The sequence below is a fragment of the Ruegeria sp. CK2 genome, from assembly GCF_056536585.1.
The window spans coordinates 21366-35864 of record NZ_JBQFPW010000013.1 but is presented as its reverse complement, the minus strand read 5'-3'; the positions used below and the strand labels follow the sequence as shown (position 1 = coordinate 35864).

The 14499-nt window shown below is 59.5% G+C and carries 16 protein-coding genes; all 16 read left to right on the top strand.

Features of this window, described 5'->3' with window-relative positions; genetic code table 11:
• Positions 1-45 precede the first annotated feature (45 nt).
• Genes ACR0BU_RS17980 through ACR0BU_RS17905 form a run of 16 tightly spaced genes read left to right on the top strand, consistent with a single transcriptional unit; the run spans position 46 to position 14497 of the window.
• Complete coding sequence (locus ACR0BU_RS17980; protein ID WP_480738368.1) at positions 46-966, top strand: ATPase, T2SS/T4P/T4SS family; 921 nt, start codon at positions 46-48, stop codon at positions 964-966.
• Positions 950-1396: a TrbC/VirB2 family type IV secretion system protein gene (locus ACR0BU_RS17975; RefSeq protein WP_298937218.1), complete on the top strand. Its 447-nt coding sequence runs from the start codon at positions 950-952 to the stop codon at positions 1394-1396. The genes ACR0BU_RS17980 and ACR0BU_RS17975 overlap by 17 nt, the downstream gene beginning before the upstream one ends.
• On the top strand, positions 1386-1787 hold the full coding sequence (locus tag ACR0BU_RS17970; RefSeq protein WP_299082925.1) for a hypothetical protein: 402 nt from the start codon (positions 1386-1388) through the stop codon (positions 1785-1787). The genes ACR0BU_RS17975 and ACR0BU_RS17970 overlap by 11 nt, the downstream gene beginning before the upstream one ends.
• Entirely contained in the window at positions 1780-3009 is a 1230-nt protein-coding gene (locus ACR0BU_RS17965) for a TrbG/VirB9 family P-type conjugative transfer protein (protein WP_299082926.1), read from the top strand. Before ACR0BU_RS17970 ends, ACR0BU_RS17965 begins: the two co-directional genes overlap by 8 nt.
• The gene (locus ACR0BU_RS17960) at positions 3006-3497 is read left to right on the top strand and encodes a hypothetical protein (protein ID WP_480738370.1); all 492 of its coding nucleotides are present in this window, start codon (positions 3006-3008) and stop codon (positions 3495-3497) included. Before ACR0BU_RS17965 ends, ACR0BU_RS17960 begins: the two co-directional genes overlap by 4 nt.
• On the top strand, positions 3497-5902 hold the full coding sequence (locus tag ACR0BU_RS17955; protein WP_480738372.1) for a hypothetical protein: 2406 nt from the start codon (positions 3497-3499) through the stop codon (positions 5900-5902). The genes ACR0BU_RS17960 and ACR0BU_RS17955 overlap by 1 nt, the downstream gene beginning before the upstream one ends.
• Positions 5899-6705: a hypothetical protein gene (locus ACR0BU_RS17950; RefSeq protein WP_480738374.1), complete on the top strand. Its 807-nt coding sequence runs from the start codon at positions 5899-5901 to the stop codon at positions 6703-6705. The genes ACR0BU_RS17955 and ACR0BU_RS17950 overlap by 4 nt, the downstream gene beginning before the upstream one ends.
• Complete coding sequence (locus ACR0BU_RS17945) at positions 6702-7103, top strand: TSCPD domain-containing protein (protein WP_299082933.1); 402 nt, start codon at positions 6702-6704, stop codon at positions 7101-7103. The genes ACR0BU_RS17950 and ACR0BU_RS17945 overlap by 4 nt, the downstream gene beginning before the upstream one ends.
• Positions 7093-7446, top strand: a complete 354-nt coding sequence (locus tag ACR0BU_RS17940; protein ID WP_299082935.1) for a hypothetical protein — start codon at positions 7093-7095, stop codon at positions 7444-7446. The genes ACR0BU_RS17945 and ACR0BU_RS17940 overlap by 11 nt, the downstream gene beginning before the upstream one ends.
• The gene (locus tag ACR0BU_RS17935; protein ID WP_299082936.1) at positions 7443-8780 is read left to right on the top strand and encodes a DUF1173 family protein; all 1338 of its coding nucleotides are present in this window, start codon (positions 7443-7445) and stop codon (positions 8778-8780) included. Before ACR0BU_RS17940 ends, ACR0BU_RS17935 begins: the two co-directional genes overlap by 4 nt.
• A complete protein-coding gene (locus tag ACR0BU_RS17930; RefSeq protein WP_480738376.1) occupies positions 8770-10014 on the top strand; it encodes a type IV secretion system protein in 1245 nt (414 codons plus the stop codon). The genes ACR0BU_RS17935 and ACR0BU_RS17930 overlap by 11 nt, the downstream gene beginning before the upstream one ends.
• On the top strand, positions 10011-10706 hold the full coding sequence (locus ACR0BU_RS17925; RefSeq protein WP_298937206.1) for a VirB8/TrbF family protein: 696 nt from the start codon (positions 10011-10013) through the stop codon (positions 10704-10706). Before ACR0BU_RS17930 ends, ACR0BU_RS17925 begins: the two co-directional genes overlap by 4 nt.
• 2 nt (positions 10707-10708) lie before the next feature.
• On the top strand, positions 10709-11881 hold the full coding sequence (locus ACR0BU_RS17920; protein ID WP_299082938.1) for a TrbI/VirB10 family protein: 1173 nt from the start codon (positions 10709-10711) through the stop codon (positions 11879-11881).
• Positions 11878-12420, top strand: coding sequence for a thermonuclease family protein (locus ACR0BU_RS17915; RefSeq protein WP_299082939.1), 543 nt, complete (start codon positions 11878-11880; stop codon positions 12418-12420). Before ACR0BU_RS17920 ends, ACR0BU_RS17915 begins: the two co-directional genes overlap by 4 nt.
• On the top strand, positions 12417-13778 hold the full coding sequence (locus ACR0BU_RS17910; protein ID WP_480738378.1) for a hypothetical protein: 1362 nt from the start codon (positions 12417-12419) through the stop codon (positions 13776-13778). Before ACR0BU_RS17915 ends, ACR0BU_RS17910 begins: the two co-directional genes overlap by 4 nt.
• On the top strand, positions 13775-14497 hold the full coding sequence (locus tag ACR0BU_RS17905; RefSeq protein WP_480738380.1) for a hypothetical protein: 723 nt from the start codon (positions 13775-13777) through the stop codon (positions 14495-14497). Before ACR0BU_RS17910 ends, ACR0BU_RS17905 begins: the two co-directional genes overlap by 4 nt.
• Positions 14498-14499 lie beyond the last annotated feature (2 nt).

Here is a 14499-nt window from a genome sequence, read left to right as displayed (position 1 = left end):
TGTCTTGGCGCAGGTTACTGCGCAATCCGGACGGGAGGCAAGCTGATGCTGGACCTCGAGCGCCTTCTTGGGCCGATTTTTCCCCATGTGCATGATCCGGACGTGGTGGAGATTTCTCTCAACCCGGACAGGAAGATATTCGTGGAGCGCTTCGGAGCCCGGGCCAAAGGGGTCGGCATGATGGACCCGGATCTGGCTGAGCGGTTCATCCGCAGCTGTGCCACGGCAACGGAAATGCTGATTGATCCGAAAGAGCCAATCTTTTCGGGGCGCATTCCGGGCACCGCGCACCGGATCGAAGCGGTGCTGCCGCCGCTTGTGGACGGTCCGATGATCTCGATCCGCAGGCATCGGGACCAGGTTCTGCCCCTGTCGGAGTTTGCACCGGACGCGGAACTGCGCCAGGAGATAGAAGAGGCGATTGCGACACGGAAAAACATCCTGGTTGCAGGTGGAATCGGGTCGGGTAAAACCACGCTCACCAACTCCTTGCTGGCCACGCTTTGCGAACAGGCTCCGGACACCAGGATACTTGTGATTGAGGACACGCCGGAACTGAATGTCGGGTTGAGCAATCAGGCCCAGCTGCGCAGTTCGCATGACGTGAGCATGGACCGCTTGCTCGTATCCGTGCTGCGCCATGCCCCCAATCGTATCGTGGTGGGAGAAGTTCGCACCGGTATTGTTCTGATGACACTGCTGAAGGCCTGGAACACGGGCCATCCGGGTGGGATCACCACGATCCATGCCAACTCGGCTGAAGAAGTCCTGCCTCGGATGCAGGGTTTGGCGCTTGAAGTCAGCGTCACGGATCAGATCGCCCTTATCACCTCCTGCCTTGATCTGGTGCTGTTCGTCGAGCGCGGCACCGGACCCGCTCGCATCACGCAGATTGCCCGCCCTGTTCCCGGTCGGGATCTTTCCTCCCCATTTTCCCTGGAGACCAGACATGTTGAACGTAATTGACCGGACTATCCTTTTGGCGGTTTTGCTACTGCTCGTATTCATCTCTCAAGCCGACCCGGCCTTTGCCGAGGTCAATGACTCTATTTTTGAAGACGCGCAGCCGTTCCAAAAATTCATTGCCTGGGTCACAGGTGGGTTTGCCACCTTCCTGGCGATAATTCTGGTGCTTGTTGCCGGGTTCATGCTGGCGTCAGGCAGTGATTTCTCGGGGTTCGCGCGGCGCATACCAACAATGTTGCTTGGGCTCGGCTTCATCCTGCTCGCGACCAAATTCATCACGTTCCTGTTCGGCTCTTCCGGAGTCGTGCTGTTGCCGCATGAGATTGCCGCGATGCAAACACCGGCCGTTACGCGACCAGCCATCGAAGCGCGGGAAGAGATTGCCCCCGAACAAAGCCCAACACCCGAGGAAATCGCTCATGTCCGGTAGAGGTATACGCTCCAGGATTGGCAGTGCTGTTTTTGCCCCTCTGGCGAGCCTGCTGCTACTCGCTTTGGTAACCTATGTGTTTACCCTGTTTTCGTTTACGCTTCTTACCCTAGCGGGCTTTGAAATAGGTTCCCATTCAGGCTACGGCAAAGCCTTCCTTGGATATGCCGGGGCGTTTTGCGCGATCTTGCCAGTGATCGTTTCAGTGTCACTGCTCGTGCTGATCCCCGATCTCCCAAAACCTGAGCGGCGCATACTGGCGGCAATCGCTGGCATCGGCAGTATCCTGTTTGTGGTGCATGGCATCATTGCCATTTGGACGAAATCAGATATTGCCGCCCATGGTTTAGATATTGTTTTCCCCAGGTATGGGGAGACCATCCTTGTCTGATTCCCGCCTTCTCTTACTGTCTCTATCCGTTGTGTTCAGCCTTGTGCTGCCCGCTTTGGCTCAGGTTTCAGCCGATGAGGAAATCTTCGGCCCGGCCGTGCAAACAGAAACCGGGCCAGGGGAGCTGGATGCACTGACCCTGCCCGCTGACCCGGTGGAAGAGCCGGACACCCCTGCTTCAGATATCACGCCGCCGCCCATTGATACCGAGGTATTGCCCGCGGCAGAGGACACTGAAGAGATCAGCACTCTCGCACCAACACAACCGACCGCATCACCGGTGGTTCCGAACACATCTCAACCGGCACCAGAACCGGAGCCAGGGGCCGATGCCGCACTCAGACTCAGTCCCGACGAGCTGCGCGCCCTCGCGAAAGCGCTTGCGGAACACATAGAACCTCAGCCTGCGAAAACTGCGGCCCCAAGTCTGACTCAGACTGAGCTGACCCAGAGAGCAATAGAGTTCTGGGGAAACCGGACCGGGGCTGTAATCCCCGGTCCGGACGGACGGGTGGTGCATGTTTTTGGCGAGTCCATTCCAACGCTTGTGTGCAAGCCTGGCCAGGCCTGCCTGCTGGAACTGGAGCCGGGTGAGGTGGTTCAGGACAATGTCGTGCAGCCGGACCTGGTGGGCTGGTCTGTCGAGCTCCGTCATCGCGATATCGTCCCGCCACAGATATATTTTGCATTTAAACCGCTTCCGGAAGCCCCTCGGAAGACAAATTTTTTCATTCTCACGGACCAGCGGGTTTACACGATCAACCTGGTCAAGGACCTGCGCTACAACACGCCGATCCTGAGCTTCAGCTATCCGGATACGCAACGGCGCGAGATGGCCGAGAAGATCGAAGCACTTAAAGCCGCACAGAAACAGAAAGCCGACGCAGAGCGGGCAGAGCGTGCCGCCCGAACCACCCGCACCGGTGTGAGCACCACGCGGGGCACAGTGCCGGCCGATGAACTGGATTTCGACTACCGCATCATGGGGACTGCCCCGTTCAAACCGCTGCGTGTCTACAACGACGGCCGCCGGACCTATGTGGATTTGCCCACAAACTACCGGGGGGACTTTCCTTCGGTGATCGGGGGCAGGGCCGAAAGCAACCGTGCCCTGAACTTTCGGGCAACGAAAGGAGGACAGCAGATCGTGATCGACGGGGTGCTGGGCAGATTTGAACTGCAGGTTGGTCGCAAGGTCATCAAAATAAGGAGACGCTCGTGAAGGACCGGCTCCCCGGATTGCTTGCCACCGCCCTGTTTCTTGTAGGCTGTGCACCGCCGATCCCGTCCATGAACAGGAGTGATTACAATCTGACGCCGGTGCAGGCCTGCGCCATCGGATATGATATGGCACGGACCATCCATAAGACGATCTCGCTGCGCAAAACCGTGGTGATCGCGCCGGGGCGTTCCAATTCCTGCGAGACGCACACGCTGAACTATCTGCGGTTGGCCGGGTTTGCCGTGGATGAAAGCGGCCGGGGCGATGCACGCACCGCGCTCGATGTTGCCGTGACCCATGGCGAGAATGGAGAGATCACGGCTTTGGCGACGGTCGCCGGAGACCTGCGGATCGCACGGCGGTACCGGCTGGCCAATCAAGGGGTCTATGCGGCGTCCGCACCTTCGATCATCCACCTGCCCCCAGAATACCGCCGCAAGGGCGCCGGACTGCCCCGGATGCCGACTTTTCGCAGGAAAAGCACCTGATGAATTTCCCCGCCATACCCTCGCTTGTCCTGCCCCGTGCGCGGCAGTTCTCCGATGTTCTGAACTGGTCCGGACTGCTGGCCCCGGGTATTCTGGGCTGCAAAGACGGCTCTTTTGTCTGCGGCTGGGAAGTGACCGGGCTCGACACCGAAAGCCTGGAGCCGGAAGAGATGCAGGTCAGGCTGGCGCAGCTGGCGCACGGATTTTCGGGCTTCGGCGATAAAGATTGTTTTTGGATACAGCTGGATCGCAGGCCTTTTGTCGGCCTGCAACAGAATGCGGACCCTTCGCCTTATCCGGCGCTGAATATCCTGGAAGCGGAGGCCCGCACCTTGTTGTCTGCGGATGGCACGCTTTACGAGAATACGATCCATCTCCTGTATCAATGGCGGCCTGCCGATTCCGGAATGCCCCTCGAGCAGGGTCTTGAGGGATTTGCGCAAGCCAGCAGAACCGTGGAAATCCGGTTAGGGGGTATCTTTGGACTGCGGCGCCTGGGGCTGCAGACGGAAGAGGATCTCGATCGCAGGGTTGATCGCTTCGACGAATTGGCAGGCCTGCTGGCAAGCGCACTGACAGGGCCGGTGCAAAAATTCCGGATCCCCAGGGATCTGAAATACATGTTTCTTGACAAGTGGCTCGGGGTTGATTTCGAGCGCGACCCGGAAACTGGACTGCCCCGTATTGAAGGTTGCCCGGCGGTCATTCTGACGATCGAAGGGATTCCGAAAGAGGCTCCACGGGGCGTTCTGGCGGTGCTGGAAACCTATGCCCTCGAATATCGCTGGACCACGCGCCTGTCGAGCATGTCCTCTCGCACGGCCCGCAAGCAACTGCGGAAAGACGAAAAAGCCTGGACCCAGAATGCCACGGATCCCGTTGCGCAGATCGTCGATGGCGGCGGTGGCCGCCGCGACAGGTATGCAGAGGAAATGGCACTTGGCGCCGAAGAGATGGCCACGGATGTGAACCGGGGCGAGGCAGTCGGGATGTACCTGTCCACGCTGACATTGATCGGAGGGCGCTATACGACGCCGGAGGAAGTCCAGGCCGCGGCCGAGGAGATCGAGGCGGCACTCGTGAACGCTGGTTTCAAAGTGCGTTATGAGCGTGAGGCCGCGCTGGAGTTATACCTCGCAAGCCTGCCCGGCCATGCGCACAGGGTTCTGCGGGATGCCATGATGCCAGTGTCGGATTTCGTGGAACTGATCCCGCTGCGTACAAGCTGGAAGGGAGAGGTGCATAATCCGTCACCGCTTTTCCCGTCCAATTCACCCGCACTGACCTGGGCGCGCTCGATGACGGGTGAACTGTTTCATTTTAACCTGCACGTGGCTGATGTCGGCCACACATTCATGTTTGGCCCGACCGGTGGGGGCAAATCGGTCCTGCTCGGTTTGCTCTGCGCCCATTGGCTCAAATACCCGGATGCACGGGTTATCTTCTTCGACAAAGGGTATTCGTCCCGGCACCTGGTCAATGTGTTCGGAGGCAGTTTCACCGCCTTTGGCGGTGAAACCGGACGGGGCGTTGCGCCGGTGGCACATCTGCACGAACTGGGTCTCGAATGGGGTGTGGACTGGGTAAGCAAGATGGCGGAACTCGGCGGCGTGTCCCTGACACCCGCCCTCCGGGACGATATCCGGGCGGGTTTGTCCAACGCGCTGAGGACCGGTTTCCTGACACTTTCGGAATTGCAGACCTTCCTTCAAAATCCCGACCTCCAGTCTGCAATTCGCCGCTTCAGCAGGAACGGTGGTTCAGGATTACTGGATGATGATGACGTTTCTCTGGATTGGAAAAACCTGACGGTTTTCGAAGTGGATGAGCTGTTTCAGCAAAACGAGCACTTGGCGCTTCTGGCACTGGATTACATCTTTGCCCAGGTCGAAAGCCGATTTGATGGCAAGCCCACCTTGCTGGTACTCGACGAGGCTCATACGTTTTTGCGCCACCCGATCTTTGCCGGGCGCATCCGGCGTTGGCTAAAAGAGGCCCGTCGATCGAATGTGACGGTTTTGATGGCAACGCAGAGCCTGTCCGACCTCACGATGTCGGACCTGTCGGACGTGCTTCTGGAAAGCTGCCAGACACAGGTGTTTCTGCCCAATCCGGCAGCCCGAACGGAAAAAGTCCGCAAACAGTACTTCGCCCTTGGCATGACCAAAGCCCAGATCGATCTCATTGCATCGCTCACGGCCAAGCGGGACTACTACCTGGTTAAGCCGAACGGTCAGCGCGTGGTGGAATTCCTGCTGGGACCGTTGGCTCTCTCCCTGCTGGGCAAGACCAGCAAGGATGAGAGCACCCGTGCCGGACAGCTTCACATGGATAACCCCGATTATTGGAGGGAAGAGGTCCAGGACATTCTCGATCACCATTACCAGGGAGACCCATCCTCATGACATCTGTTTGGCTACGCATATTTGCAATTACCGCGGGCCTGGCGCTCTCGGCTCCTTCGACGTTGAACGCGCAGGGCGCCACCGAATTCACCCAGCTGCTCAACCATATTGAACTGGCGAGCATCGTCGGTCTTGAAGGTGAAACCCTTGCAACCAATGCGGAGTCTTTATCCAACCAGATCCAGCAACTGGCGACGCAGATCCAGACCTACGAGGCAATTCTGCAGAACCTCGAACAAATCCCCGATACATTGCTGGATGAGTCCATGGCGCCGGTGCAGGATCTGTATGCGCTGATGACTGAAGCCCGGGCCATCGCGGCCAGCGGGAAAGATCTCGACAAGTTTCTCCGTTCTGATCTCATCAAGGATCCGCTCTTCGAAGGAAAGTCCCTTTCCGACGCCCGGTTGGCCGAGCGATACGATAAATGGGTCGATACCTGGGATGGGGCACTGAAGACCGGGTTGGGCCAGGTTGGTTTGAGCCTTGAGGACATTGGAACCGAGGCCAAGCTTCTGGACCGGATCAATGGACAATTCCCGGGTGTACAAGGCCATCTGCAAGCCCTGCAGGTTTCCAACGAGCTGTCCTCGTCCGCGGCCCGTCAGATGGTCGACCTGCGCGCGCTCACCGCAACACAGGCACAGCAGAACGCGGTGGCCTGGGGCCGGGTTCTGGATGATCTGGACCGCAAGGAAAGCGCCCAGCGGGAGGGGGAAGTGATGATCCAGGAAAGCATCGAAGCTTATGAGGCCAACGACAATCATCGCACCATCAACGAAATTCTGGAACTCGGGAAATGAGCCGGACCCGTCAGCCCCTTCCGGACCGCCGCCTGGCGGAGACCCGGCGTGTTGAGACGCCGCAGGGGCATACGGCCTTTATCTCGGTGGGATATCAACCGAGTTCGCCGCTGAAGCCCCGCGAGGTGTTCTACTGCGAAGGTTTCAAATCCGGCAGCGACCTTGAATATCATATGCAGGACATGTGCGTGCTGATCTCGCTGCTCCTGCAGTTCGACATGACGCCTTCAGACATCGCGCGGTCCCTCTCCCGTCGGAAAACAGAGATGGGTGAAGTGGCTTATGCCAGCCTCGTGGGTTGGGTGCTCGAGGCCGTGTGCCAGCCGCCCCAATGGGCCGATCAGGTGACCCTTGCCGGTGATCCCCCGGAACAGGAGGGCCGTGCCAATGAAACCTGATAACTTTGGGGCTCCCCCCGGCAAACCAGTGTCGGACGAAGAGCGCTTTGCCGATCTCCTTGACCCGCTTTGGTCCTCGGCTGACGACTATTACCTGGTGACCGAACGGGGGCAGGGCAAGCGCTTCGCCTTTATCGCCGGAGAGCTTGGGCGCAACCGTGTTACCGCCGAAAGTCGCTGGCAGCGCTTGAAGGCGGTCGATGACATTGAGGAGCTGTTACTCCGTTACGGATTGTCGGACATGCGCTATTGCCGATCGCTGCCGGAGGACTACCGCCTCCCCTCTGAACCTCTCGATGCAAAGGGAAAGCGGGTTCCCCCAGTCAGGAGGCCAAGCCCTTGACCCTCCATCTTGGAAACATCGAGCTAAACGTTGAGAGCGCGGAAGGTCAAGACGCGCTGGCCCGCGCCCACCGGAAAGGGGATCGTGTCGACTGCCGCTGCCGGGTGCCATATCCGAAGATGTACGTAGCCGCAGTGAACGGCCGTTTCATCGTCAAGCGGATGCCAGAAACCGGGCACGAACATGCTCCGGCCTGCACATCTTATCTGCCCCCCGGCGAACTGTCTGGTCTGGCCCAGGTGCAGGGCTCTGCGATTACGGAATCGCCCGAGGATGGGACCACCACGATCCGGCTGGGTTTTCCCCTGAAAAAAATAGGCAAACCCCGGGCAATGCCGGAACTGACCGGCCAGCCAGCTACCGAGGTAAAGCAATCCCCGTACAAGCTGACCATCACCAGCTTGTTGCATTATCTCTGGCACGAAGCGGATCTGGGCAAGTGGTATCCGGCGATGAACGGGAAACGCTTCTGGGGCGTAGTCCACTCCGCATTGGAGCGGGCCGCAGCGGGGAAGGTCGTTAAGGGACAGGATCTTGCCCGCATTCTCTATGTGCCCGAGTATTTCCGGGTTGACCACAAGGACGAGATCGCCGCCCGGCGCAATGCTCTCTTTGCGCACCTTCGGCCCGGCAAAGGCGGTCCCGCACCGCTCGGTCTCCTGATCGCGGAATACAAGACGCATGAACCAACGTCCTTGGGGGCAAAGTTGGTCTTCAAGCACGCGCCGGGCTGCCCCTTCTTTGCCGATGAGGATATCGCCCGCCGGTTCAACACCGTGTTTGCCGAGCGACTTCATCTGTCGGAATTTGTCGAAGGCAGTCATCCGATCATGATTGCCAGTTTCAGCATATCCAAATCCCGGTATCCGGTCCTGCTGGAGATGGGAATGATGCTGGTGACATCCAACTGGATTCCGTTCGAACACACGCGGGACGTGGACCTGATCACCCGACTGACCGATCAGAAGCGGGCGTTTCAAAAATCGCTGCGGTTCAATCTAAAGTCCGATGCCCCGATTGCCTCGGCCGTTCTGCTCGACACGGTGGATCCGGTGGCTCTTTACGTGGCCGAGGATCCCGACTCAGCAGAGGCGGTTGCGGCTCTTGTCGGGACGGCAAGTGAGAGCCGCTATTCCAGCTGGCTATGGACAAGTCATGACCCAATGCCCGATTTGCCTCCGGATCGCTGGAATACCCCACCTGGTGACCCATCACGATTGCCGGGCGGGGCACCTGACCATCCCCAAACTGCCAATACCGCTGGCCAGAAATCCCCGCGTAATCCGTCCGAGACCTCGAAAGTTCACGAAGGAGGACCTTCCGATGCCATCTGAGAAGCTATCTTTTCCTGTCGTTGTCCTGCCGGCGCTGGCGGCCTGCCTTCTGGTCGCACCGGATTTGGTGCTGGCGCAACCGATGGGACCGATGGTGCCTCCGGAAGGGGGCTCGCTAACGCCTTCAGAACCCGGAGATACAACGGCTGCGGATACCGTGTTCGATGATCTGAAGCTGATCCTCACGCGATATGCTGAGGGCATTCAGAAAGCGGCAAGATACCTACTGTTTGCGCTACTGGGTGCGGACCTGGTGATCAACACCGGCAAGACAGTGATCTCAAACTCATCTCTGTCTGAACTGCTGGTTCGGTTCATCTACCGGCTTCTGTTCGTGGTTTTTGTGCTGTTTGTCATCAACAACATCGCAGACGCCGTCGAAATGGTGGCCTGGTTGGCAATCGAGCTGGCGCAAAGCGCCACGGAAACCGAGACACCCATTGATGATATCAGCGTCAGTTCAATCCTCTCAGATGGCGGCGTAATAGCATTGGAGATGGCGAAGACCCTGTCGGTGTACTGGCTGATCTATGCGATCTGCGCGGTTCTGTGGCTGGTGATGACAGGCATCCAGGTCGCGATGATCATATTGGTTTTTGCGGAACTCTATATCGGTGCGCTGGCTGGGTTAATTACGCTGGCCTTTGCCGGCCTCGACGTCGCAAAGGATGCGACCACTCGGTACATCACCACCGTTATCGGCAAGGGTCTCGCGATCCTGACCCTGTTGCTGGTGTTTTCCATGTTCGGATCTCTGGCACTCTCTGTGGCGGGTGGGGACACCCGGTCCTGGGGTCTTGGCAATCTGTTTACCGTGATGATGCTGCAGGTCATTTGCTTGTTGTTGATGTTGACCCTGCCTTCGCGCGTGGAAAGCCTGGCAGGAGGCGTTGGTTCCTCTGCTGCAGCCAGCATTGCCGGAGGTGCTATGGCGACAGCCGCGATGGTGCCCGTCGCGATGGCAACGGCCGGGGTGGGAGCAGCTGGCGGTGCCGCAGCTGCCAGTGGTCTGGCCAAGGGTGTGAGCAGCGCAGCCAGTGGTGCGGGAATGAGCTCTTCCCTGAAAGCCGCTGGAGCCGGGGCTGCGCGTACCGGCGGGCGATATCTTGGCTCTACTTTTTCGCGTGGCCGTTCGATCCGGGGTGAGATGGCCAATGATACGGTGAAACTAGCCAATCAGGTCAGGTCCATCCTGCAGGGATCATCCAATTCCTCGAAAGGCAACGAGTCATGACTTCGGAACAGGAGAAAGAAACTCGTGCCGCCCCCGATCCTGACGCGGGCTATCGCCGGGCGCGGCAGGACTGGGATGAACGCTTCGCCGGCCACGCGCAGGCTGCTCGCCAATGGCGGATGATGGCAGTGTTCAACGGCGTCCTGATGACGATCGGTGTGGGTTTCGGCGTCTGGGCTTCGGCGATGTCGAAACATGTGCCTTATATTGTCGCCTATGATGCGCTTGGCCGGGCCGTTGCGACAACGGAAGCCAAAACAGTTTCCGATTGGCCGGCGCCGGTGGTCAAACGGGAATTGGGGGATTTCGTGTCCCGGTGGCGCTCTGTCCCAGCCGATATAGCGGTTCTCAGAGCCGATCTTAACCGGATGTTCAGCTACACGGTCGCGGGCAGCGCTGCGTCCCAGCGGATTAAGTTGCAGGGACGCGCCAATTCGCCTTTCGAAACCATCAAGACGCGCACAAACGCGGTCGAGATCATCACTGTTCTCCATGAGCGGGGCAGTACGTGGCAAGTGGAATGGCGCGAGACCACACGCGCGCGCAGCACTGGCAAGACGCTCGGGATCGGACATTACAAGGGCTCGTTTGTGCTTGAACGCGCGGCCGAACTCTCGCCGGAACTCATCTCCGTCAACCCGCTCGGCATCATTGTTGATCATTTCGACATTCAGAAACTGGGCGGAAGCTGAGCATGGCACAATCCCCGAGCGTTCAGAATCTCGCACTCACAGTGTTAGTTACAACGGTCATAGCCGGTCTGGGTGTGGCCGGTCTATATTTCGGCGGCCGTTATGTGCTGGAGCAGGTCGGTGGAACCCCGAAGGAAGAGACTGCCGGTCCGGATCAGCGCACGAGCGCGCAGATCGAACGGGAAATAGCGGCACTGGAACGAGCGGCGGACGCATTCAACGAAAGCGCCGCTGAACCATCGACGCAAGACAACCTCCTGCCACAGGTACAAGAGAATGAAGTGCCACCCGAACCGCGGTCAGATCGGCTCCCCGCGGTGCTCACCGAACAGGCTGCGGAAACCCTGAAGTTGAGGGAAGAGCGGCGGCAGGCTGCGCTGACAGCCCCTCTCGGGAAAAGCCTGTTCACCATCGACGGCATTCGCAGTGCAAAGCGATCAGGACAAAGCGCGCTGGATGAATCATTGCCACCAGGGAGCGCACCCCCGGCAGTGCCTGCAAGCCCCGTCTCGCTCCCTTCATCGGTATCTGCGGACGTATCAGCGGATCCGGTGGCAACAGGACGGGCGCTCGCTGCCCCCACTTCGGGCATTGACAGCTATTCCGTGCAGCGGCCCGGGCAGGTGTTATTGGCGGCTGGATCGATCATCCCGGCGGTTCTGGTCGACGAGATCCGCTCGGACTTGCCAGGCCTGATCCGCGCCACGATCACCAATGATGTTTATGGCACACTTGAGCCCGGGCACGTGGTCATCCCGCGCGGATCCATGCTGGTTGGAACATATGCAAGCCAGACGCGTCCTGGTCAGAGACGCCTGTTCATCACCTGGACGCGAATTCTGTTTCCAAATGGTGTCGCGCTCGATCTCGAACAAGCCGGGGGCGTGGATGCAGACGGGGCCAGCGGGATCAAGGGCCGCCGTCGCACTGGGTTCTTCACCGCCATCCTGGGAACGGCCATGATCAGCACCGCGCAGAATGTCGGCCGCAAAGACACGACCAATTCGGATATAGCTGAGGCCGCCCGCATTGCCACGGGCACCGCCGTGGGCACTTTGTCGGAGCAATATTTCGGGGACACCCTGTCCCAGGGCCCGACATTCGCGGTCCGGGCCGGAACCATACTCAACGCCCAGACCGAACGGGATTTCTATCTCAAAGGGTACACCCAATGAGGCGGTTGCTCGGGCCCCTGTTGATCGTGGCGGGGATCGTGGGTTTCCTGCTGCTCGCAGGGCAGGGTATTGCCCCCGATCTCGTGAGGGGACTGTCGTTTCTGTTTGCAGAACAGGAAGAGGGCAAAACTATCCGGGGCAGCGCATGGGTGATCGATGGGGACACGCTTGTGGTCCGCGGTCAGCGTATCCGCGTTGCCGGGATCGATGCGCCGGAACTGGATCAGCCCTGCATAACGCCGAGTGGCATGGAATGGCGCTGTGGTGACGTTGCCCGCGCCGCGCTTGGCCGTCTGGTGGTGGGCAAGACCGTTGATTGCGAGGTGTCAGGGGACGATCAGTATGGGCGCTTTATAGCAACCTGCCGGGTGAACGGACGGGATGCGGGACGCTGGATGGTGAACCGGGGCTGGGCCATGGCCTACCGGCGGTATTCTTCAACCTATGTCGCAAGCGAGGCCCGGGCCCGGGAAAATCGGCGCGGTGTCTGGATCGGCACGATGCAACCTCCATGGGAGTGGAGGGCAGCGCAGAAATGAGCCAGAAAGCGTTTCTTCTCCCTCTGCTTCGGGTCGCACTGGCTCTTCCGTTATGGCTTTTTGCCGTCGGTGCCATGGCCTGTACCGAACGTACAATGCTGGAGCTGATCGGAACACTCGAAGCTCCAAAAGGGTATGACCAGGTCTATTCCAGGGTTTCGGTTCAGCCACCCAGGCCGATCACAACGATGACGGTCGGGGAAGTTCTCGATTGGCAGCGCCTGGCATCGAAGACATCTGTCTCCAGTGCCGCCGGGCGTTACCAGGTGATCCGGGGAACACTGAGCAACCTGGTCGACCAGGGGGTTGTGTCCGTCGACGACATATACAGCCCCCGCACGCAAGACCGGATTGGCCTGCACCTATTGCGGAGCACCGGATATCGCAATGGAACAACTTCGCCGGCGGTCGCCAACAGGGTGGCCGGAATCTGGGCCGCCCTACCGCAGATCGGGGGCCCGGAAGCGGGGTTGTCGGTTTATGAGGGGTATGCGGGCAACCACGCGCTCATCTCAGCACCCTCTTACCAGGGTGTTCTCGACTGCTCCCTCGATGTCGCAGATGTCGAGATGGAAGCGACGGTTATCCGCGCCGGCACCCGACTGGGCTTTGAATTCGACCACATCATCGAACGGATGCTGGAAGGCAGCGAAGCCATGGCGGAACCGTTACAGGAGGCCGCCCTGTGGCTGCTGTATGCCCTCGCCATCGCGGATATCGTGGTGACGTTTGGCCGTATTGCCATCACCGGGCGGTCGCTTGGCGTGGTGATGCAGGACCTGGTTTCCCGGATGCTGGTGATCGGCTTGTTGAGTTTCGTAATCCTCAATATCGCGGACATTGTGTTCATGGTGGCGAATGTGGCCGCGCTTCTCGCGGAAGACATCACCAACAGCAAGGGTATATCCCTCTCGGCCTACGCCAGAGCAAAGACGACGCTGGTGTTTTCCTTCAGTGAAGGCTTCGGAAACCTCCCGTCTCATAGTTCGCAGCTGGTCTTTTCCCTGTCGCTGATAATCGTCTTGCTGACAGGGGCCATCATGGCATTGGCATTGCTGGCCTATGCCCGGCTCTACATCGGGACGATCATTGGTGTGCTCGCGGCCGGTTTAGGCGGGTTCACCGCGACCCGCAATGCGCCCCGGGCGCTGATCTTCAGCACGTTGGGGAACGGGCTGCGCCTGCTGACGCTGATGATCATCATGCACCTGGGGCTGGAGATGGCACAGGCCCTGCGCGGGTCCAGCCCAGGTGAGACCGCGGCGTTGCTCACGCTGATGGTGGATATCATCATAGTGCTTCTGTGCTGGCAGCTGCCCACCACCATCACCAAACTGACCGGAGGGCCTGGTCTGTGAGCTTTGTCCGGAACCTTTTCCTCTGTGTCCTGCTTATCCTGCCTGCAAGTCCGGTGAGGGCGGAACACAACGATGCGACCCTTCTGACATTCCTCCGATGGTTTGAAGCGGAAGGCAGCTATGACCGCTATGAACACCGGATTCACATCCCACCTCCAAAACGGTTGACCGCAATGACCGTGGGCGAGGTGTTGGCCTGGCAGAGTGCCCTGAGAAAGGCCCGTGTCAAATCCACGGCCGCCGGTGGATACCAGATCATCTACAAGACACTGAACGATCTTGTCCGTCGACACCGGATCACGCGCGATACCCTGTTCAATGCAGCGCTGCAGGACCGGCTGGCACGACACCTGATCGATGATTGCGCCGCCGCCCGTGCGCACAGCAACACGGCCTTTGCCAATTGCCTCGCCGGAATCTGGGCTGCCCTGCCGCTGGTGTCCGGGCCAAAGAAAGGCCTGTCGGTCTATTACGGAATTGCGGACAACAAGGCCCGCACCACGCCTGCGAATGTACTGGCCATGCTGAGCGGCCAGCCCTTCAGTACCAAATCCACCCGAATCGCCCGGGAGACCGGCGGCGCAGGGGAAACCTCCACCCCCCGGGTCGCCACGCCGCGTTATGTGCGGATCCGCAACGCCATGCGCCAGACCGCGCAGGCAGCGGAGAACAGAACCGCCCCACAAACCTGGGTCATCGATCCTTACGCGATGGAGTAACC

Excerpts from the sequence above, each read along its gene's own strand:
- ACR0BU_RS17980 (WP_480738368.1), top strand. The coding sequence starts at position 46 with ATGCTGGACCTCGAGCGCCTTCTTGGGCCGATTTTTCCCCATGTGCAT.
- ACR0BU_RS17975 (WP_298937218.1), top strand. The coding sequence starts at position 950 with ATGTTGAACGTAATTGACCGGACTATCCTTTTGGCGGTTTTGCTACTG.
- ACR0BU_RS17970 (WP_299082925.1), top strand. The coding sequence starts at position 1,386 with ATGTCCGGTAGAGGTATACGCTCCAGGATTGGCAGTGCTGTTTTTGCC.
- ACR0BU_RS17955 (WP_480738372.1), top strand. The coding sequence starts at position 3,497 with ATGAATTTCCCCGCCATACCCTCGCTTGTCCTGCCCCGTGCGCGGCAG.
- ACR0BU_RS17950 (WP_480738374.1), top strand. The coding sequence starts at position 5,899 with ATGACATCTGTTTGGCTACGCATATTTGCAATTACCGCGGGCCTGGCG.
- ACR0BU_RS17945 (WP_299082933.1), top strand. The coding sequence starts at position 6,702 with ATGAGCCGGACCCGTCAGCCCCTTCCGGACCGCCGCCTGGCGGAGACC.
- ACR0BU_RS17940 (WP_299082935.1), top strand. The coding sequence starts at position 7,093 with ATGAAACCTGATAACTTTGGGGCTCCCCCCGGCAAACCAGTGTCGGAC.
- ACR0BU_RS17930 (WP_480738376.1), top strand. The coding sequence starts at position 8,770 with ATGCCATCTGAGAAGCTATCTTTTCCTGTCGTTGTCCTGCCGGCGCTG.
- ACR0BU_RS17925 (WP_298937206.1), top strand. The coding sequence starts at position 10,011 with ATGACTTCGGAACAGGAGAAAGAAACTCGTGCCGCCCCCGATCCTGAC.
- ACR0BU_RS17920 (WP_299082938.1), top strand. The coding sequence starts at position 10,709 with ATGGCACAATCCCCGAGCGTTCAGAATCTCGCACTCACAGTGTTAGTT.
- ACR0BU_RS17915 (WP_299082939.1), top strand. The coding sequence starts at position 11,878 with ATGAGGCGGTTGCTCGGGCCCCTGTTGATCGTGGCGGGGATCGTGGGT.
- ACR0BU_RS17910 (WP_480738378.1), top strand. The coding sequence starts at position 12,417 with ATGAGCCAGAAAGCGTTTCTTCTCCCTCTGCTTCGGGTCGCACTGGCT.